The following is a 19,126-nucleotide window of genomic DNA, read 5'->3' as shown; positions in this document are numbered from 1 at the left end:
CTATCTTATTTCAGGCACGTTAATACCAGTGATCTTGCGGTACATGTCTATTGCATACAGATCGGTCATGCCAGATATAAAGTCAACTATCGACTGTATATCGCTATACAAACTGTCTGCTGTCAACTTAAGTGGGAACTGTTTTGATACCAGTTGCAGGAGTTTGCCCGACTTGGCTTGGCCATGATACAACACGGCATGCACAAACTCTTTCAGCAAACCACCTATTACATTGTAACCTGCAATTTCTATCTCTACAACTGACTTATAATTGTAAATATACTTGTACGAGAAATCATTGATCCGGTCAATCAGCTCCTGCTCATGTTTAGGCAGGCATTTCATCAGGTCCTTTTGCAAAGTACCCGCTAAAAGTGCTTCTTCATTATCCATAAACGCCTTCGACAGCTTCTCTGTCATCAGGCCTATCCACTTAGCGCGAATGAATTGCACCTTCTGATTATCGTCTACAAGGCTGTTTACTTTCTTATCGAGATATTCCAGGGTGTTATAATATTCGGATTCTTTTTCAAAGAATGGGTAAAAAAGCTCCTTGATCGTATACAGTGTTAAGATGTGGAGGCGATGTGCATCTTCCATATCGATGATACGGTAGCATATGTCGTCAGCTGCTTCGGTCAGGAAAACGAATGGATGTCGAGAGTATACATGTTCAAAGCCTTCGGTTTTAGGTATCTCCAGTTCCGCAGCTATTTGCTTGTATACATCTAGTTCGCTATCGAAAAAGCCGGATTTCTTCGTAGCTATCAGTCCGGTACTCTTGTTGAAGCCCTCGACCGATGCACAGGGGTATTTAACGATCGAGGCAAGGGTAGCGTATGTTAGGCGGTATCCTCCGGGATCGATCTCATTGAAATTGTTGGTAAGTATCCTGAATGCATTCGAGTTACCTTCAAACTTTTCCAGGTCTTTCAGCTGGTTCTCGCTAAGTGCATCGTGTACCATCTTCCGGCTATCGCCTTCAAGGGTGGTAAAATAGGTACGTATCGCGTCCTCACCCGAATGCCCAAAAGGTGGATTACCGATATCGTGCGCTAAGCAGGCAGCAGCTATTACAGATGGCAACTCATATTTATAAAACTCAGCAAACGTTTCATTGACCGGTCCGTATTTCTCAGCTAGGGCATCACCAGCAGATTTACCTAAAGAACGGCCAACAGAGGCCACCTCCAGGCTGTGCGTCAGCCTATTGTGCACAAAAACTGCACGCGGTAAGGGAAACACCTGCGTCTTATTCTGCAGCCTGCGAAAGGCCGAAGAGAATATTATACGGTCGTAATCCCTTAAAAATGAGTTGCGCACCTGGTCCGGATTGAAGGTCTTCCCTTGTCTGTCCCCGGTTCTTTTGGCGCTGTAGAGGCTGGCCCAGTTCATCGTGTAAAAATGCAAATAATCTGGCAATAGCTCTGTCATTGGCTGCTCGAGATCAAATATTGCTTTGAAATATAAATCCCTATATTTGCTTTAGCGTACCCCGGCAATATTGTCCACCCCTCCCCCAGGATTTAAGACTTGCCACTTGTTTTTCAACCAACAATACGCTTACACGCGCCTCGTTAGAGGGAATGATTTTTTATTACAACATTTTAAACTTTTACTCTGGTAATGGAATATAATACTACGCGCAGCAAACTGCTGATGCCTGAATACGGACGGAATGTGCAGAGGATGGTAGAGTACCTGATGACCATTGAAGACCGCGATAAGCGCCGCAAAAATGCTGAGGCCATCATAGAACTGATGGGCACACTGAACCCACACCTAAAGACCATTGAAGACTACAAGCATAAATTGTGGGATCACCTGGTTCAGATGACCGACTTTAAACTGGACGTTGACGCACCATATCCTCCACCAACACCGGAAGAGCTATACAGGAAACCTGAAGTACTGCCTTATCCGCAAGCCAGTATCAAACACCGCCACATGGGTAAGAACCTGGATGCGCTGATACAAAAAGCTTTGGCAGAAACAGACCCCGAGAAAAAGCAAGGCTTCACACAGGCCATCGGTTATTACATGAAGCTCGCGTACACCAACTGGCATAAAGAGCCTGTTCACGACGATATGATCAAAAGTGAACTGGCCGAATTGAGCAATGGTGAGCTGCATTATGAGCCAGGGGGATACAAGGTATACTTCGATACGCGCAGTAACTTTAAGCAAAACCAGGGAGGGGGTGGCGGCAATCGCAACCGCAACTTTAAAGGTGGTGGCGGTAGCCAGGGTGGCCAACGCGGCGGTGGCGGCCAGGGCGGCAACTACGGTGGTGGTGGTAACTACAATAAAAACCGTAAATTCAAAAACAAGAACAAATAAGCTTAGATGGGCGCTTTCGAGATAAGGGGCGGTAATCCGCTTAAAGGCATCATTACGCCTCAAGGTGCTAAAAACGAAGCCTTACAGGTTTTGTGTGCAGCACTGCTCACAGATGAACCTGTAACATTTAAAAACGTTCCGGATATTCTGGATGTCAACACGCTTATTGAATTGCTGGGCGACATGGGCGTAAAAGTTGAACGCCCGGCACCTAATACAGTTAAACTGCATGCAAGAGATATCAATACCGAGTACTTTACCGATAAAACTTTCAAAAAGAAATCGGGCAAGCTGCGTGGTGCTGTAATGCTTGCAGGCCCAATGCTGGCACGTTTCCGCAAAGCGCATATACCGCAACCGGGTGGCGATAAAATAGGCCGCAGAAGGCTTGATACCCATATCCGTGGCTTCGAAAGGCTCGGTGTAAAGTTCCATTACGATGCAGAAGAGTATATGTTCAGCCTGGATGGGCATCACTTGGCCGGTGCCCATATCATGCTCGAAGAGCCTTCAGTAACAGGTACAGCCAACATCATTATGGCAGCTGTTATGGCCGAAGGTATTACCACCATTTATAACGCTGCCTGCGAACCGTATGTGCAGCAACTGGCGCGTATGCTCAATAACATGGGCGCACGCATCAGCGGTATCGGGTCGAATATGCTGACCATTGAAGGAGTTAAAAAACTGAGAGGCTGCACGCACACGATGCTGGCAGACATGATCGAAGTTGGTTCCTTTATTGGCCTTGCAGCCATGACGAAGAGCGAGATCACTATTAAGAATGCAGGGGTTCAACACCTCGGCATCATACCCGAAACTTTTCAACGGTTAGGCATACAACTGGAGATCAAGGGCGATGATATCCATGTACCAGCACAAGAGAATTACAAGATTCATACGTTCATCGATGGATCAATACTCACTGTCTATGATCATCCATGGCCAGGCTTTACGCCCGATCTACTAAGTATTGTGCTGGTAGTAGCAACACAAGCTAAAGGCACTGTGCTGGTTCACCAGAAGATGTTTGAAAGTCGTTTGTTCTTTGTCGATAAGCTGATAGAAATGGGTGCTCAGATCGTGCTCTGCGATCCGCACCGTGCGGTAGTCATTGGCCTCAACAGGCAGGTACCTCTACGTGGCATACCAATGGTATCTCCGGATATCCGTGCTGGTGTGGCACTACTGATCGCTGCTCTATCGGCGCAAGGCAAGAGTGTCATCCAAAACATCGACCAGATCGATCGAGGATACGAACGAATCGACGAGCGTTTACGGGCGCTTGGCGCAGACATAAAACGTATAGACTAGTTACCAGTCTTTACGCCTCATTTGCTTTTTTTCAGAATCACGGCGCTTGGACTCAAGGCGCCTTTCTTTTGCTGCCTTGGAGACTTTCGTTGGCTTGCGTTTCTTTGGTTTGATCGTAGCCTGTGTGACCAGCTCCTGAAGTTTATGCAGCGCGATGTGCTTATTCTCCAGCTGCGAACGCGTCTCACTGCTTTTTACAATAAGATACCCTTCCTTATTGATACGATTCTTCAGCTTATCTTTTATCCATTCTTTCTCTTCCTGGGTAACAGCTTGTGAGGAATCGATATGCCACCATGCTTCGGCCATGGTCTCTACCTTGTTCACATTCTGACCGCCTTTGCCTCCGCTACGCGCTGTGCGGAAGAATACTTCAATTGATAGGTCGTGCATCGTTAAAAATCCTCCTCTTCTTCTTCATCATCTTCATCGCTCAAATGGATGTTGAGCATGCTGCCCAGCATGTCTGCAAAGGAGTATCCTCCGGACACTACACCTTTTTTGCTGATCAATGAGAACTCCGACAGTCCGTGCAACAGGAACTCCATCAGCAACGCCGCCTGTACTTCATCGGCTTTAGGATAATATTGTTTCACCGCAGCATACAGACCATCTACTTCATAAAGTTTCTGGCGGTATGTTTCATCATTTGAATCCTGTAAGAGCACCAGCTCATTGCCTTTCCCAAACCAGTCGATCACTGATTGGTAGGGATTAACAACAGGTTTTGATTTTTGTCCACCAGCCTTTTTGAAACTTTGCGGATCGGGAAAGTATTGGGTGAAGACCGAACGAATCGCCAATCCCAGCAAGCGGTAGGCAACGTTGAGCGCACCTTCCTGTTCACCTTCGTACACCAGCTCTATCTTACCGGTAATAGAAGGGATCACACCAACAAAATCGGCGAGCCGCATCATTGTTTTGTCGCTGCCATACTTCAACGCGCGACGCTCGGCAGTGCTTACAAGGTTTTCGTAGGCAGATATGGTAAGACGTGCAGATACACCGCTTTTCTGATCGACGTATTCGCTCTTACGGGCTTCCATGGCTATCTGCTCTATCAGCATTTTGCCAAGGTCCGGAACATCTACCTTTTCCAATTGTTCTTCCAATACATCAGCTTCTTGCTCGGTAATAGCTTTTGATACTTCTACTGTGCGCGGATAGTGTGTGATGATCTGGCTTTCTATCCGGTCTTTCAGCGGTGTAACAATGCTGCCCCGGTTGGTATAGTCTTCGGGATTGGCAGTAAACACGAACAGAATATCGAGTGGTAGCCTAAGTTTAAAACCGCGTATCTGTATATCACCTTCCTGCAAAATATTGAACAGCGATACCTGTATCCTGGCCTGCAGGTCAGGCAGCTCATTGATCACGAATATCCCGCGGTGAGAGCGTGGTATGATACCGTAGTGTATCACTTGTTCATCTGCAAAACTTAAACGCAGGTTGGCCGCTTTAATTGGATCTACGTCACCTATCAGGTCGGCTACAGAAACATCAGGAGTTGCCAGTTTCTCGCCATAACGTTCGCTGCGATGCAACCAGGCAATAGGGGTATCATTGCCCTTCTCTGCCAGCAGGTTGCGGGCATATAAAGAAATGGGCGCAAACGGACTGTCATTGATCTCGCTACCCGCTATTACCGGTATCCATTCGTCGAGCAGACTAACCATCTCGCGGGCCATGCGGGTTTTCGCTTGTCCACGCAAACCAAGGAATAAAATATTATGACGCGACAGGATCGCTCTTTCTACATCAGGAATAACCGAATCTTCATAACCTAATATGCCTTTGAACGGGGACTGCTTCTCCTGTATCGAGCGGATGAGGTTATGACGCACTTCCTCCTTTACCGTTTTGGCTGTATATCCTGCCTCTATAAGTTGTCCTAAAGTGCTAATAGCCGGGTGCTGCATATGCTCTTCTTATCAATTTTGATAAAGGTAAGTGTTGGGGAAACGCTAACTGTTCAGTATTCATTATGGCAATATAAGACTAGTTCGAAAACAGGTCATTTTCCAGGATGGTATCCATCTGCATCAGCTTTTTGCCACGCACTTCCTTCTGCTCGGTCAGAGTTACTTCATACTCAGTCTTGTCTTTTAGCGACATCCATCCGCCGGTAAATTTATCACCCTGCAGTTTCAGCTCCATAGCACCTACTTCAGGTTCCTCGTTAAAATGCCAGATGCCATCGGGTCCCTTGAACACCTCGAGCTTAATGAATTCATCCATGTCCTGGAAGCGGTACATAGCCTCCCAGGTACAAACAGTTTCGGGGCAAGGTCCTTTCATGCCACGGATATAAAGTTCTACCGGGGTCTCATCAAAAGTCCCCTTATAATATTTACGTTCTACAATTTCCCTGGTAGGTTTTTCTTTTTCCTGTTCATCGTCATCGTCCTGCTGTTGCGCCAGCGGATCGGGCGCAGGTTTTGCAACGGGTGTTGTTTCTGCTACTTCAGCTACGCCATACATCTCGTTCAGCAGTCGTTCTTTTTCTATCCTTCGTTCCTGCGCAAACTTTTCCAGGTATTCATCTATGTTATCGGCCTCGAACACATTTACCAGCCGGCCGCCATACCATTTGTCTTTAAAAGTGAAAACATCCCTCACCCCTACCACGTACCTGCGACGGGTAAGCATGTCTTCCACAAATATGTAGCCCTGTAAGCGTAACGGCATGATCTTAGGCAACCCGATCAACTCACGCGGCAGCATCATTTTTTCCAGTTCGTAGCGTGCCATTACCATATCAGTCCAATGGAGGCCAGAATCGTGACCCTTCGCGCGTATGCGATCAAAATCGTCTGATATTTGGGTGTTATACACCGGGTCGAACTGCTTCAACTGCTGCGAATCGCGCTGCATACGCATTACTTTCCTCATCTCATTCTGGTTCTCGTCCTTGTATTCACGTAGCGTAGTGCAGAGTGTGTCAAATGTCGGGAACAGGCTGGTGTATTGTGACTGCTGACCGTTTTGCAGGCAAATAAGAATTCTGCCCACAGCTATTTCTTCGCTGTTGGCCTGGCCATAACAGCGTTCCAGCAAAAAGATCAATACCAGCAGAACCAGGTAAATCCACCTCATATCTTAAAAATAGAAAAAACCTGCAATGGTTGCAGGTTTCGCGGTTATATAATGTCCAATACTTTTTCCGGGGGGCGGGCAATGATGGCCCTTTCTCCGTTGATCACTATCGGCCTTTGCATCAGGATGGGGTTGTCAACAATGACTTTCAACCACTCGTTTTCCGTAAGATCTTTACCTTCAAACTTTTCAGTAAACAGCGGTTCTCCGCGCCGCAATATCTGGGAAGGCTGCATGCGAAGCTTATCTAAAACCCCTTGCAGTTCAGCTTCCGTAGGCGGCTCCAGCAGGTAAAAACGGTAGTCTATATCATAACCCCTGCTTTGCAGCAGCTCATTGGTCTCTTTACACTTACTGCACTCTCCGTTGTGGTATATCGTCACCTTAGGCATTGAAAACCATTTCCTTTACATCGTCAGCAATCGTCAGTCGGCCCGCGGTTTTGGCTTTGATCTCGTCTATAGTTACGCCAGGAGCATATTCCAGGCAACGGAAACCATCGGGGGTAACATCAAATACACCAAGGTCTGAAACGATCTTCTTCACGCATTTTACACCAGTCAGTGGGAGGCTGCATTTTGGCAGGAGCTTACTTTCACCCTTAGGGTTGGTGTGCTGCATGGCTACGATGATGTTCTTTGCGGCAGCTACCAGGTCCATGGCCCCACCCATGCCCTTCACCATTTTGCCGGGTATCTTCCAGTTGGCAATATCGCCGTTGTCTGCCACTTCCATAGCGCCCAGTACTGTCAGGTCCACTTTGCCGGCGCGGATCATACCAAAGCTCATGGCGCTGTCGAAAAATACAGAGCCGGGAACGGTCGTAATTGTTTGCTTACCCGCATTGATCAGGTCAGGGTTTTCTTCGCCTTCGAAGGGGAAGGGGCCCATGCCCAGCAAACCGTTTTCAGATTGCAGTACAACTTTTACACCTTGTGGAATATAGTTGGCTACAAGTGTCGGTATGCCAATACCGAGGTTCACGTAAAAACCGTCCTGCAGCTCCTGCGCGATACGTTGCGCTATTTGTTCTTTATTAAGTGGCATTAGTCTAATTAATTATGAGCGTTTTCTTGTAGTGCGTTGTTCAATGCGTTTCTCGTAGTTAGCACCCTGAAATATGCGGTGTACGTATACTCCTGGTGTGTGTATCTGGTTAGGATCCAGTTCACCAACAGGTACCAGCTCTTCTACCTCAGCGATGGTGATCTTACCTGCCATAGCCATCATCGGGTTGAAGTTGCGGGCAGTTTCTTTGAACACCAGGTTACCCTGTGTATCACCTTTCCATGCTTTTACAATAGCAAAGTCTGCATCGAAAGCGTATTCCAGCAGGTAGTCTTTGCCATTGAAGTTGCGGGTCTCTTTGCCTTCGGCTACTTCAGTACCTACACCAGCCAGCAGGTACACCGCAGGCATGCCATAACCGGCTGCCATGCAGCGCGTTGCTAAAGTGCCCTGGGGGATTAATTCTACTTTCAGCTCACCGCTAAGCAGTTGGCGCTCGAATTCAGCGTTCTCGCCTACATATGAAGAGATCATTTTCTTCACCTGTTTGCCCTGTAACAACAGGCCTATGCCGAAATCGTCTACACCGGCATTGTTGGAAATGCAGGTCAGGTCGTTGACGCCCTTCTTAACGAGGGCAGCAATGCAGTTCTCGGGTATGCCGCAGAGGCCAAAACCGCCCAGCATCAGGGTAGCACCCGATTGTATATCTTTTATCGCTTCGTCAGCATTCGCGACTACTTTGTTCATCGGTCGGTAAAATTTGGCGCTAATTTACTACTAATTGGCAGATGTGCGTTTTCATGCAAATTGTTACACCCTCATATTATGTTACTGGTGGTATATGCTGTCCAGGCTGCTTTTGGGGCTGAATTTGTTAGCATTTGATACGTGTTTTTATTTCGAATGCTAATGAGGCCGGGTGCTAATTCTGCTTCAACATACATTGTGAGACGCTCTCGTCTGCCGAAAGAACAGTCAAACCGATATTTTAGTAACGGGGTAACAGTCGCAATAGTAATGTCACTTGCGTGATTTTTTCTTATGTGCTGGTTTTGTGTGCGTTAACCGGGGTAGATGTTACCTTTTGTTACTGTTTTTAAAACGCAAGTTTTTGCCGTCATGAAGTCTTTTTCAAAGGTGGCAAAGAGTCTCGCTGCGCTCGGTTGTTGTCGGTTGTTGTCGATCTTGTGTCAGCAGCAAGGACAACAGACGGAAACCCGATGTTGTGGATTGTTGCTTTTTGTTGTGTTTTTTGAGAATTGTTGGAACGCAACGAATTTTTAGATGGATAGTTTTTCATGGTTATGGTGATAATCCGGTTTTGTGAGGCTGGATTATTAATAGCAAAGATACGATAATTTAATGATATTACTGCTTCACAAACTTTGCATGGCTTTCCTTCCCGTCCAACTGGAAGTTAAGGATATAATTACCCGGCGACAGTGTGTGAATATCGATTGCATTATCAATCGTTTCACCCTCGAGTATTTTTCGGCCAAGCACTTCGGTTATGGAATAGGTCTTCAGCGTAGTGCCTTCGATATGCAGCTGCGTGTTGGCTGGGTTGGGGTATAGATTGATACTGCGCTCTGCAACCTCGGGAACTGATGCAGGAAATGGTGAAAGCCGTGCGAGGTAATGTGGAGCGGCTACAGTATGTGAGCCGATAGAGATATTGGCATGAATATTCCCCGAAGCATAGATGTTGCCATTGTTATCGGAAGTAAGAATAGCCGAATAGTCTGGCTTGGGATTGATCACTTCCCAGAGGGACTGTCCGTAGCCAGTAAACTTTTGGACGACGATGCTATCTGCAGAAAAATAGATATTGCCGTCGGGGTCAACTTCAATATCTGATAAGCCATTGCCGTTTCTGCCGCTTCTGTAGGCCCATAAGGCTTTGCCTGTGTTATCGCATTTGGCTAAAAATGAATAACCGTTGCCGGTAGCATGGATACCGTCGAACGTATCGCTGGAGCCCGCCTTGCCTGTGAGGTAAATAAACGCAGACGCATCTACAACAATGTTAGATCCAAATGCTCCTCCTGTAGATTTTGCCCACTGCAATTGCCCCGCTGCACCGTATTTCGCGATATAAGTGTGTGCCAGTCCATCACCTGCAGTAACCATCGTGTTGTCGAACCAGGCGGTGTCGGTATAGTAACCGGTAGCATACACATTGCCTGCTGCGTCGCTTGTCAGGCTAAAGCCACGGTCAGATTTTTTTCCACCAGCGCTTTTGGCCCACACAACATCTCCGTTGGTATTATACTTAGCAATAACGATATCCTCAGTCCCCGAATCAAACAAGGTGTCATTTCCGAAAACGCAGTAGGTTCCGAACTTGCCCGTAATTACAAAATTGCCGGCTCCATCGCATGATATACCATCGGCAAATGTGAAATCGAGGTCGGGGCCGCCCGCGGTTCGTGCCCATAGCAGGTTGCCGTTATTATCGTATTTGGCAAACAGAAAATCATCGCTGCCGAACGTGTTCAGGGTGGTAGCATTAAAAACAAATGGCAAGGTCGAAATCTTTACCGATGCATTCAGGTAAATGTTGCCGGCATTGTCTAGCGCAATACCAGATGCCAGCTCATTGTTATTTCCGGGAGTGGTCTTTGCCCAGATTACTTTACCTGAAGGATCGATCTTGGCCAGGTATATATCGGCATATCCCGCGGAGTTTTTTAACACGGTGCTTCCAATAATAACTGAGTCTATTACGTATCCTGTAAGATAGATATTACCCTCGTTGTCCGTAGCCGCGTCTACACCGCCTGCTGTTATCGCCCATTTCCAGTCAGGCCCCTGGGCGTGTGCAGGCATAATAAACGCAAGCAGGAGCAAAGCGATGAGAAAGCAAGGTTTCATATTATAGGTTTGGTAGGTTAAAGGTGCTAAATATCTATAGCAGTTTTGTAAAAGTCTTGTAAGTTTCCTCAGTACGAGCAGGCAGGAGGCCACTTCGCTGCCAGCAAAACAAGATCCGTCACATCCTCAATGATCACCCTCCGTGTATCCACCGTATCAAAGCCATGATCATGCAACGCCTGCAATAAATAATCTGCTTCATGCATGTAGATGAACAACTCGTCACCCTGGGAAGATTGCTGCCAGGCTGATCTAGTGTAATCGCCTTCCATGGTGCTGAGGTAGAGCAGCCCGTTAGGATGGAGTAGATGGGCCGCGTCTTTTGTTAGTTGTATCGCTTCCTCTTTAGAGAGATAAGGCAGGCAGAAGCTGCACATGATACCGTCGTATTTTTCTGCGAGTGTGTTGATGTCGCGGCAATCAAACAGTTTTGTTTCGATACCGGGGTTGTTGGCTTTGGCCAGTTCCAGCATGTTGGGTGCTAAGTCGGTAGCGAGGATTTGGAGGTCGGGACGTTTATTTAATAAGTATTTGGTGATATTGCCGGGGCCGCAGGCCAGCTCGAGGAGTTTTGCATTTGGTAGTAGTTGTTCGCAGAAGGCATCGAGCATGACAGCATAGGCGCTTACGTCCATGAATTTCTCCTGGTACTGTTGGGCGCGTTTGTTGAAGACGTCGATGGCTATCTGGCTTTTGTCCACGACTTTAAGTTACGTAATTACCTATAAGACACACCCCGCTCGCGCACACTCCTGCCGCACGCCCCTCTCAAGAGGGGATGGGGAACTCATGGCTTTTGAAAGGAAGCCTATACTTCGATATCTATGTTGTACTTGTCTAACAGGCCGGGGATGCCGGCAAGGGAAAATTTGGCTTTTTTGATCTTGTTCTTTTCCGGGTCTATGGAATAGTTATAGGCGGTGCGGAGGTCGGCTTTTTCGAGGGTGGTATTGTCGAAGGTGGTGCCGGAGAGGTCGCAGTTGTTGAAAACGGCCTCGGTCAGGTCGGCGCTGGTGAGGTCGGTCTCAACCATGCGGCAGTCTTTAAAGCTGGTCTTCTTCAGTTTCATCTGGTAAAACGACGAATGGTCGAGCGTGCAACCGTCGAAGCTGAACTCGAGGGCAAACTCACTACAGTCGCCCAGCTGCAGGCCCATCATCTTGCAGTTCACAAACTTCACCCCGCGAAAGGCGGTTTTGACCAGTTTGGCCATACTCAGGTTGCAGCCGGTGAAGGTGCAGTCTATATATATGATACCGGACACGTCGGTGTTGGACAGGTCGCAATTATTAAAAGTGCAGTTCTCGTACTCGGCTTTTTCTGCAAGCGTAGCGGCTACGGTAGCATTGTCAAAGGCCTGGTCGAGGTAAAAATTCTGGCTCATGGGCAGCTTGAAAGAGCCTAAAGATAGCGGTTTGGGGTTTCAGAGCCGGGCAGGAAGCCTGAAAAACGGGCTATTTCGATACCTTCGCACAAAAAGTTTCCAAAAATTTCATTGAAAATCAATTGGTTATGAAGATAGCCTGAAAAAAGTTAATGAAATTCTTGGTGCATTTAAAGGGTGCCCGTACCTTTGCATTCCCAAAATTTTTTTCGGGAAAACAAGCAATCCAAAGAAATGAGACATCTTAGTTTTAAAACACAATCAGCCAACGAGAAGATCGTAAAACGCGACTGGTATGTAGTAGATGCTACTAACCAAACAGTTGGCCGCATGTGCACCAGGATCGCGTCAGTACTGCGCGGCAAGCACAAAGCTTATTATACGCCACACTTCGACGCTGGTGATTATGTTATCGTTGTAAACTCTGGCAAAGTGAAGTTTACCGGCAACAAACTGGAAGATAAAGAATACCTGACCTACTCAGGATATCCTGGTGGCCAGAAAGGCGAAACAGCAAAAGAACTGCTGGGCCGTCGTCCAAACGTGGTTATCGAGCGCGCTGTAAAAGGTATGCTTCCTAAAAACCGCCTTGGCCGTGCTATGTACAAGAAACTCTTCGTTTACGAAGGTGCTGAGCATCCACATAAAGCACAGCAACCAAAGGAATTAAACCTTAACACGAAGTAATCAATTCCAAATTCCAAATCATTAAGTAATAAATGGAAAAGCAAAAAAACGCCGTTGGTCGCCGTAAAGAAGCAGTTGCACGTGTGTACATGAGCAAAGGCACCGGTACTATCACGGTAAACGACAAAGAATACAAGGCATATTTTCCGCTGATGTACCTGCAAAATCAGGTAGAGCTGCCTTTGAAAGCCGTTGACGCAGTTAGCAGCTTTGATATCGTTGTGAACGTGCAGGGTGGTGGTCCTAAAGGCCAGGCAGAAGCTATTAAAATGGCTATCTCTCGTGCTCTTTGCGAAGTGAATCCGGAATATCGTCCTGCCCTGAAGAAGGAAGGCCTGATGACCCGTGACCCACGTTCTGTAGAGCGTAAGAAATTCGGTAAGCGTAAAGCACGTCGTAGCTTCCAGTTCTCTAAACGTTAATCGCTGGTTACACAGTTTATTTTTAAACCACAAGAAATTACAACAATGGAAGAAAATAAAAGCCTGCACCAGCAACTTTTGGAAGCTGGTGTACATTTTGGCCACCTGAAGAAAAAGTGGAATCCAAAAATGCTGCCGTACATCTTTGCTGAAAAGAACGGCATCCATATAATTGACCTGAACAAAACGATCGAAGGCCTTGATGAAGCTGCTGCTGCACTGAAATCTATCGCGAAGAGCGGTAAGAAGATCATGTTCGTAGCTACTAAAAAACAGGCTAAAGAAATAGTTGCTGAAGCTGCTGCTAAAGTAAACATGCCATTCGTTACAGAACGTTGGCTGGGTGGTATGCTGACCAACTTCCAGACTATCCGCAAGAGCGTTAAGAAGATGCAGAGCATCGAAAAAATGCTGCAAGACGGTACTATGGACAGCGTAACTAAGAAAGAGCGCCTGACCCTGAGCCGTAGCAAGGAGAAAATGGAAAAAGTACTGGGTGGTATCTCTCAAATGGGCCGCACTCCAGCTGCACTGTTCATGGTTGATATCAGCCACGAGCACATTGCACTGGCAGAAGCAAAACGCCTGGGCATCATGACTTTCGCTATGGTTGATACCAACAGCGATCCTACTAAAGTTGACTTCGCTATCCCTTCAAACGACGATGCGACAAAATCTATCGCTATCATCGTTCAATATCTGACTGCTGCTATCATGGAAGGTCTCCAGGAGCGTTCTCAGGTGAAAGAAGAAGATGAAGCTGCTGAAGAAGGTACTGAAAGGATGCATGGTCTTGACATCGACGAAGAAGGCGGTGACAAAGAAAGAGGCGAACGCCGTGGTCGCGGTGCCGGCGCAGGCGCTGGTCGCCAGGGTGCTGGTGGTGGTGCTGGCCGTGGTGGCAACCGTCCGGGTGGTGCTGGTAACCGTCCTGGTGGTGGCAATCGTCCTGCAGGTGCAGGCCGTGGTCCTGGTGGTGGCGGTACACGCCCAAGCACAGGTGCAACCAAAAGGTAGTCTGAACCTCAGATCGATCTGATCTTAAAATAACAATAAGTTCAAAGCCCCATTGTTGGGGCTTTGGGCTTAAATCCTGAATTTCGAAACGAATTTTATAAAACTATAAAAGGATACTTACAATGAGTAGCGTAACAATATCTGCAGCAGACGTGAACAAACTGCGCCAACAAACAGGCGCTGGTATGATGGATTGCCGCAAAGCCCTGATGGAAAGCGATGGCGATTTCGAAAAAGCTATTGACTACCTGCGTAAAAAAGGCCAGAAAGTAGCTGCAAATCGTAGCGACCGCGAAGCTAAAGAAGGCGTGGTACTGGCTAAAGCATCAGCCGACAACACTTACGGTGTTATCGTTAACCTGAGCTCTGAAACTGACTTCGTAGCGAAGAACGCTGAGTTCATCGCTTTCGCACAGCAAATCGCTGATATCGCACTGCAAACTAAAGCTACAACTGTAGAAGACCTGAAGGCTGCTTCTATGGAAGGTGCTACTGTAGCAGAAAAACTGCTGGAAATGGTTGCTAAGATCGGTGAGAAGATCGACGTTATCCGTTTCGAAACAATGACCGCTGCTACCGTTGTTCCTTACATCCACGCTGGTTACCGTATCGGTGTTCTGGTTGGCCTGAACAAAGCTGCTAACGAAAACGTGATCGCTGCCGGTAAAGACGTAGCTATGCAAATTGCTGCGATGAATCCGCTGGCTGTTGATGCTGATAGCATCTCTCCTGAAATGGTAGAGCGTGAAAAAGCTATCGCAGTAGAACAAGTTATGGCTGAAGGTAAAGCAGCTGATATGGCTGAAAAGATCGCAGCTGGTAAACTGAACAAATTCTTCAAAGAAAATACCCTGCTTCCACAAGCTTTCGTAAAAGACAACGGTAAATCTGTTGCCGAATACCTGAAATCTGTAGAAGCTGACCTGACCGTTACCGCTTTCAAGCGTGTAGCTGTAGGTGCATAATTATCTTGCATGCCATAAAAGCCCTCCCAGATCGGGAGGGCTTTTTTATTGCCGATTGAGATAATGATGAGCAAAAATCGGTAAGGACAATGATTTATGTATTTCCGGAATTGGAAAATATTTACTTCTTTTGCGCTATGTTACAAAGATGGTGATTTGTTTGAATATAACAGTTGCCCCATAGCGATCTATATCATACATATACCTCTTACAAAAACGACCAAATAATTATGAAGAAATTTACTCTCGCATTAGCGCTCGCTGCTACCTTGCCAATGGCAGGCCAGGCACAACGCTACATGGGTATTGCTACCAGCAATTGGGGTGGCACTAACCCACTATACCTGAATCCGGCCAATGCTGCAGACAGCAGGCACAAATTCAGCATTGACCTGTTCAACGCCAACATTGGTGCTGACAACAGCCTGGCCGCTGTCGACTTCACCAAGGTAATAAGTGCCATCCGAAATGATGAGCCGGTAAGGGATGGTCTTACTTTTGGTAAAAGTGACAAGTTCAGCATATTAGCACCCTACGCAGAGGTTCGTTTACCAGGCGTTTTCGTAAATATTAAAGGTAAACATGGTATCGCCCTGACCACGCGCATGCGAGCTATGAGCCAGTTCCACAATTTCAACCAAGGCCTTTACAAGCTACTTACGGATTCGGCCGTTGCAGACCTTTCAAAAGACCAGCAGCTGGTGGTTAAAGATTTTAACTGGACCATGAATGGCTGGAGCGAGATAGGCCTCACCTATGGTGGTGTGATCTATGACAAGGGCCAGCACATGGTAAAAGGCGGCGCTACTCTGCGTTACCTGATGGGTGCTGCCTATATCAGCGTGTTCAGTAATAATATCAATGCGAAATACAGGTTAGACGAACAAAGCCGCGACGCGTTTTTGACGCTTACTAACACCGACTTCCACTATTCGCAAAAAAATGCATCGCAGATACTTGTAGATTCCACTGCTGATGTGGACTTCAGCCAATTCTTTGGTGGCAGTGCGGGCAATGGTATTGGGGCTGACCTGGGTTTTGTTTACGAATGGAGGCCTGACCATGCCGACTATCGTTATGATATGGATGGCAAAACAGGTATCCTGGATGCAAGCAAAAACCCATATAAAATGCGCTTCTCTGCTTCCATCAGCGACCTTGGCTCTATTAAATATAAATCGGACGCCAAGATTGATTTTAATACAAACAGCACTGACTCTACAGTAATAACAGGAACTGAAGTATTGGAAAAAATTAAGGATACTGCTGCATTTGCACAATACCTTGAATCGCGCGGTATGACTGCTAAACGTGGCGCTGGTGAAACAAAAGTAGGTATGCCGACAACGTTGATAGTTGGTGTTGACTATCATGCTGTAAGCAACCTATATATAAACGCAACTTATTTTGCAAACATGCGCAGGCATGACATGGCAGGTAACAGCTTTTATAACCAGTTTACTGTTACGCCGCGTTGGGATACCCGCATATTCACAGCAAGCCTTCCTATTACCTACAGCATGCTTTCTGAAAATATCAGGGTAGGCCTTGGTCTTCGTGTTGGTGGTTTCTTTGTAGGAAGCGATGATCTTGTGGCAAGCTTTGGAGGCAGGTACAGTGCCAACTTCTATATGGGCGCTTATGTACCATTCAACAAAAAACGCCCACGGGACAGCGATGGTGACATGGTGTCGAACAAACGTGACAAGTGCGAGCACGAAAAAGGTGTTTGGGCAATGAAAGGCTGCCCTGATCCTGATAAAGATGGTGACGGTGTACTTGATAAAGAAGACAATTGCCCTGACGTAGCAGGTTCTAAAACTGCTCAAGGTTGCCCTGATGCTGATATGGATGGCGTAGCTGATGCTGAAGACCGTTGTCCTCAAGAAGCTGGTGAAGTTGCTATGCAAGGTTGCCCTGACCGCGATAAAGATGGTATTGCCAATATGGATGATGCTTGTCCTGACCAGGCTGGTCTGGCGCAATTCAAAGGTTGCGCTGACAGTGACCAGGATGGTATCGCTGATAACGAAGACAAATGTCCGAATGCAGCAGGTTCTATAGCTAACCAAGGCTGTCCTGATACAGACAACGATGGCATAGCCGATAACATGGATAAATGTCCTCAGGTTGCTGGTACCGCTGCTAACTCAGGTTGTCCTGAAGTGAAAGCTGAGGTGAAGAAACGTCTGGCCTTTGCGGCAACTGCTATCCAGTTCGATCTGGGTAAAGCAACTATCAAGAAAACATCTAACAAGATCCTTGATGAGATCGTAGCTATCCTGAACGAATACTCTGACTACAACATGACCATCGAAGGTCACTCAGACAACGTAGGTAACGCTACTAAGAACCTGGAACTGTCTGAAAACCGTGCAAATGCTGTTAGGGATTACTTCATCTCTAAAGGCATTGATGCGAGCAGGTTGAGCGCTGCAGGTTTCGGTGATGCTAAACCAGTAGCCAGCAACAAAACAGCTGCAGGCCGTGCGAAGAATCGGCGCGTAGCAATGGATCTGAAACTGAAATAGACCAAACCTCCACATAACAGAGAGAAAAGCCGGCGTAAGCCGGCTTTTTTTATTGCTGATATTCAAGTCTAAATTTCGATCAAAAATAAACTTTCAGAAAATATTGAAAATTCAAAATAGTAGTGTAGCTTTAGGTTATGAAATTCGAAGAGGCCAAGAAGCAGTTCATAGAAACTTGGGGCGTACTGGGCAGTCAGTGGGGCATTAACAAGACAATGGCGCAGATACAGGCGCTGCTGCTGATAGCACCCAATCCACTTTCTACAGACGCGATCATGGAAGAGCTCACCATCTCTCGAGGCAATGCCAACATGAGCTTAAGGCAGCTACTGGACTGGGGCATCATTTATAAGAAGACTATCGCCGGCGACAGGAAAGAGTATTTCGTGGCAGAGAAGGATGTATGGAAGTGGTCGCACAAAATAGGCACGATACGTAAACAGCGCGAGCTGGATCCTGTATTGGGTATGCTCAAAGAGATGTCAGCAAGCAAAGAGATCGGCAAGAGCGAAGAAGAGCAGGAATTCAAAAAGCAGGTAAAGGAGCTGAGCGTCTTTACCAACCAGGTAGGACAGCTGGCGGATAAACTGTTCCTTTCACCTAAAGGTGAGTTATTACTAAAGTTGATGAAAATGTTCTTATAGCCATGAACTACAATATCCTCGCCTACACGATCTACCTCACGATCATGGTATATATCATTGTTTACGTAGGAAGGTTGTTTTACAACAACGGGAGGGTATTTATTCTTGGACTGTTCAAAGGAAATGTTGAGCAGACTGATTATGTGAACACGATATTGCTGGTGGCGTACTACCTGTTCAACATAGGGTATGCGTTTTTAAAGTTGCGTTTCTGGACTAACGTGACTGATGTGGAAGTGCTGGTGTCGAGCCTGGGGACGAATATAGGTGTGCTGATACTGATATTGGCGGTGACACATTACTTCAACATGTGGCTGATCTATTATCTCTCAAAACGACAAGCATTATTTCACTAAATAAACGTTTCAATTATGAACAACAATCAATTTATCGTTACGGCCTATTTTATATATCTGCCAGTAGTAGTGTTGCTGACATGGTATGTCGCCTACACGCTGTTTAAGAATGGTTTAGTCTTCATGCGCGATATTTTCTTCGGGCGAGAGGAAATTGCGGTTGCTACCAATACGCTGTTCAAGATCGGATTCTACTTACTCAACATCGGCTTTGCGTTGTACATCCTCAAGATCAACACCTGGGTACCCGGTACACAGGAAGCTATCGAAGTACTAAGCTATAAGATTGGTGGGTTCAGCATTTACCTCGGCATAATGCTGTTCTTCAATCTCTATCTATTCTTCCGCGGTAAACGTGTAGCCAAGCAGCGTTATGAAGAACGCCAGATGATGCAAAGGCTGCAAGCAGGTGGAACGAACACAGGACAAGTGCAATAGTCATCATCATAAAAAAGGGGCGGTTATTCATAACCGCCCCTTTGCTT

The 19,126-nt window shown here is 46.7% G+C and carries 20 protein-coding genes; 10 read left to right on the top strand and 10 right to left on the bottom strand.

What is annotated here, in order from left to right; all coding sequences use genetic code 11:
- A complete protein-coding gene (locus tag P2W83_RS06175; protein ID WP_276132832.1) occupies positions 1 to 1,434 on the bottom strand; it encodes a deoxyguanosinetriphosphate triphosphohydrolase in 1,434 nt (477 codons plus the stop codon).
- A gap of 192 nt (positions 1,435 to 1,626) precedes the next feature.
- Here P2W83_RS06175 and P2W83_RS06170 point away from each other — a divergent pair, with 192 nt between their 5' ends.
- Both P2W83_RS06170 and murA read left to right on the top strand, forming a co-directional pair.
- A complete protein-coding gene (locus tag P2W83_RS06170; RefSeq protein ID WP_276132831.1) occupies positions 1,627 to 2,340 on the top strand; it encodes a DUF4290 domain-containing protein in 714 nt (237 codons plus the stop codon).
- Between the two features lie 6 nt (positions 2,341 to 2,346).
- Positions 2,347 to 3,654, top strand: a complete 1,308-nt coding sequence (gene murA, locus P2W83_RS06165; protein ID WP_276132830.1) for a UDP-N-acetylglucosamine 1-carboxyvinyltransferase — start codon at positions 2,347 to 2,349, stop codon at positions 3,652 to 3,654.
- Here murA and arfB read toward each other — a convergent pair whose 3' ends face one another.
- The 9 genes from arfB to P2W83_RS06120 form a co-directional block, all read right to left on the bottom strand.
- On the bottom strand, positions 3,655 to 4,047 hold the full coding sequence (gene arfB / locus P2W83_RS06160; RefSeq protein WP_276132829.1) for an alternative ribosome rescue aminoacyl-tRNA hydrolase ArfB: 393 nt from the start codon (positions 4,045 to 4,047) through the stop codon (positions 3,655 to 3,657).
- Positions 4,048 to 4,049: 2 nt separating this feature from the next.
- Positions 4,050 to 5,573, bottom strand: coding sequence for a P-loop NTPase family protein (locus tag P2W83_RS06155; protein ID WP_276132828.1), 1,524 nt, complete (start codon positions 5,571 to 5,573; stop codon positions 4,050 to 4,052).
- A gap of 79 nt (positions 5,574 to 5,652) precedes the next feature.
- Positions 5,653 to 6,750, bottom strand: a complete 1,098-nt coding sequence (locus P2W83_RS06150) for a hypothetical protein (protein ID WP_276132827.1) — start codon at positions 6,748 to 6,750, stop codon at positions 5,653 to 5,655.
- 44 nt (positions 6,751 to 6,794) lie between these two features.
- Positions 6,795 to 7,142, bottom strand: coding sequence for an ArsC/Spx/MgsR family protein (locus P2W83_RS06145; RefSeq protein ID WP_276132826.1), 348 nt, complete (start codon positions 7,140 to 7,142; stop codon positions 6,795 to 6,797).
- Positions 7,135 to 7,797, bottom strand: coding sequence for a CoA transferase subunit B (locus tag P2W83_RS06140; RefSeq protein ID WP_276132825.1), 663 nt, complete (start codon positions 7,795 to 7,797; stop codon positions 7,135 to 7,137). The genes P2W83_RS06145 and P2W83_RS06140 overlap by 8 nt, the downstream gene beginning before the upstream one ends.
- Before the next feature lie 12 nt (positions 7,798 to 7,809).
- Positions 7,810 to 8,508, bottom strand: coding sequence for a CoA transferase subunit A (locus P2W83_RS06135; protein ID WP_276132824.1), 699 nt, complete (start codon positions 8,506 to 8,508; stop codon positions 7,810 to 7,812).
- A 621-nt stretch (positions 8,509 to 9,129) separates the two neighbouring features.
- Entirely contained in the window at positions 9,130 to 10,635 is a 1,506-nt protein-coding gene (locus tag P2W83_RS06130; RefSeq protein WP_276132823.1) for a T9SS type A sorting domain-containing protein, read from the bottom strand.
- A gap of 68 nt (positions 10,636 to 10,703) precedes the next feature.
- Positions 10,704 to 11,336 carry a class I SAM-dependent DNA methyltransferase gene (locus P2W83_RS06125; protein ID WP_276132822.1) on the bottom strand — a complete coding sequence of 211 codons (633 nt, stop codon included), beginning with the start codon at positions 11,334 to 11,336 and terminating at the stop codon, positions 10,704 to 10,706.
- Positions 11,337 to 11,443: 107 nt separating this feature from the next.
- Positions 11,444 to 12,019 (bottom strand): pentapeptide repeat-containing protein, encoded by a 576-nt coding sequence (locus tag P2W83_RS06120; RefSeq protein WP_276132821.1) that lies wholly within the window; start codon positions 12,017 to 12,019, stop codon positions 11,444 to 11,446.
- Positions 12,020 to 12,253: 234 nt separating this feature from the next.
- Here P2W83_RS06120 and rplM point away from each other — a divergent pair, with 234 nt between their 5' ends.
- From rplM to P2W83_RS06080, 8 genes are all read left to right on the top strand, one after another.
- The gene (gene rplM / locus P2W83_RS06115; RefSeq protein ID WP_276132820.1) at positions 12,254 to 12,706 is read left to right on the top strand and encodes a 50S ribosomal protein L13; all 453 of its coding nucleotides are present in this window, start codon (positions 12,254 to 12,256) and stop codon (positions 12,704 to 12,706) included.
- Between the two features lie 32 nt (positions 12,707 to 12,738).
- Complete coding sequence (rpsI, locus tag P2W83_RS06110) at positions 12,739 to 13,128, top strand: 30S ribosomal protein S9 (protein ID WP_276132819.1); 390 nt, start codon at positions 12,739 to 12,741, stop codon at positions 13,126 to 13,128.
- 45 nt (positions 13,129 to 13,173) lie between these two features.
- Positions 13,174 to 14,145 (top strand): 30S ribosomal protein S2, encoded by a 972-nt coding sequence (gene rpsB, locus P2W83_RS06105; protein ID WP_276132818.1) that lies wholly within the window; start codon positions 13,174 to 13,176, stop codon positions 14,143 to 14,145.
- A gap of 122 nt (positions 14,146 to 14,267) precedes the next feature.
- Positions 14,268 to 15,110 carry a translation elongation factor Ts gene (tsf, locus tag P2W83_RS06100; protein ID WP_276132817.1) on the top strand — a complete coding sequence of 281 codons (843 nt, stop codon included), beginning with the start codon at positions 14,268 to 14,270 and terminating at the stop codon, positions 15,108 to 15,110.
- Between the two features lie 230 nt (positions 15,111 to 15,340).
- Entirely contained in the window at positions 15,341 to 17,641 is a 2,301-nt protein-coding gene (locus tag P2W83_RS06095) for a DUF5723 family protein (protein WP_276132816.1), read from the top strand.
- A gap of 137 nt (positions 17,642 to 17,778) precedes the next feature.
- Entirely contained in the window at positions 17,779 to 18,285 is a 507-nt protein-coding gene (locus P2W83_RS06090; RefSeq protein ID WP_276132815.1) for a GbsR/MarR family transcriptional regulator, read from the top strand.
- 2 nt (positions 18,286 to 18,287) lie between these two features.
- Positions 18,288 to 18,641: a hypothetical protein gene (locus P2W83_RS06085; RefSeq protein WP_276132814.1), complete on the top strand. Its 354-nt coding sequence runs from the start codon at positions 18,288 to 18,290 to the stop codon at positions 18,639 to 18,641.
- Positions 18,642 to 18,656: 15 nt separating this feature from the next.
- Positions 18,657 to 19,079 (top strand): hypothetical protein, encoded by a 423-nt coding sequence (locus P2W83_RS06080; RefSeq protein ID WP_276132813.1) that lies wholly within the window; start codon positions 18,657 to 18,659, stop codon positions 19,077 to 19,079.
- Positions 19,080 to 19,126 lie beyond the last annotated feature (47 nt).

The sequence above is a fragment of the Polluticoccus soli genome (assembly GCF_029269745.1).
Classification (GTDB): Bacteria; Bacteroidota; Bacteroidia; order Chitinophagales; family Chitinophagaceae; genus Polluticoccus; species Polluticoccus soli.
Note: the sequence above shows the minus strand (reverse complement) of the source record. Positions and strands in the feature narration are given on the sequence as shown.

Bases quoted from the DNA above. Each gene is read 5' to 3' on its own strand.
- P2W83_RS06175 (WP_276132832.1), bottom strand. From the start codon at position 1,434: ATGACAGAGCTATTGCCAGATTATTTGCATTTTTACACGATGAACTGG.
- P2W83_RS06170 (WP_276132831.1), top strand. From the start codon at position 1,627: ATGGAATATAATACTACGCGCAGCAAACTGCTGATGCCTGAATACGGA.
- murA (WP_276132830.1), top strand. From the start codon at position 2,347: ATGGGCGCTTTCGAGATAAGGGGCGGTAATCCGCTTAAAGGCATCATT.
- arfB (WP_276132829.1), bottom strand. From the start codon at position 4,047: ATGCACGACCTATCAATTGAAGTATTCTTCCGCACAGCGCGTAGCGGA.
- P2W83_RS06155 (WP_276132828.1), bottom strand. From the start codon at position 5,573: ATGCAGCACCCGGCTATTAGCACTTTAGGACAACTTATAGAGGCAGGA.
- P2W83_RS06150 (WP_276132827.1), bottom strand. From the start codon at position 6,750: ATGAGGTGGATTTACCTGGTTCTGCTGGTATTGATCTTTTTGCTGGAA.
- P2W83_RS06145 (WP_276132826.1), bottom strand. From the start codon at position 7,142: ATGCCTAAGGTGACGATATACCACAACGGAGAGTGCAGTAAGTGTAAA.
- P2W83_RS06140 (WP_276132825.1), bottom strand. From the start codon at position 7,797: ATGCCACTTAATAAAGAACAAATAGCGCAACGTATCGCGCAGGAGCTG.
- P2W83_RS06135 (WP_276132824.1), bottom strand. From the start codon at position 8,508: ATGAACAAAGTAGTCGCGAATGCTGACGAAGCGATAAAAGATATACAA.
- P2W83_RS06130 (WP_276132823.1), bottom strand. From the start codon at position 10,635: ATGAAACCTTGCTTTCTCATCGCTTTGCTCCTGCTTGCGTTTATTATG.
- P2W83_RS06120 (WP_276132821.1), bottom strand. From the start codon at position 12,019: ATGAGCCAGAATTTTTACCTCGACCAGGCCTTTGACAATGCTACCGTA.
- rplM (WP_276132820.1), top strand. From the start codon at position 12,254: ATGAGACATCTTAGTTTTAAAACACAATCAGCCAACGAGAAGATCGTA.
- rpsI (WP_276132819.1), top strand. From the start codon at position 12,739: ATGGAAAAGCAAAAAAACGCCGTTGGTCGCCGTAAAGAAGCAGTTGCA.
- rpsB (WP_276132818.1), top strand. From the start codon at position 13,174: ATGGAAGAAAATAAAAGCCTGCACCAGCAACTTTTGGAAGCTGGTGTA.
- tsf (WP_276132817.1), top strand. From the start codon at position 14,268: ATGAGTAGCGTAACAATATCTGCAGCAGACGTGAACAAACTGCGCCAA.
- P2W83_RS06095 (WP_276132816.1), top strand. From the start codon at position 15,341: ATGAAGAAATTTACTCTCGCATTAGCGCTCGCTGCTACCTTGCCAATG.
- P2W83_RS06090 (WP_276132815.1), top strand. From the start codon at position 17,779: ATGAAATTCGAAGAGGCCAAGAAGCAGTTCATAGAAACTTGGGGCGTA.
- P2W83_RS06085 (WP_276132814.1), top strand. From the start codon at position 18,288: ATGAACTACAATATCCTCGCCTACACGATCTACCTCACGATCATGGTA.
- P2W83_RS06080 (WP_276132813.1), top strand. From the start codon at position 18,657: ATGAACAACAATCAATTTATCGTTACGGCCTATTTTATATATCTGCCA.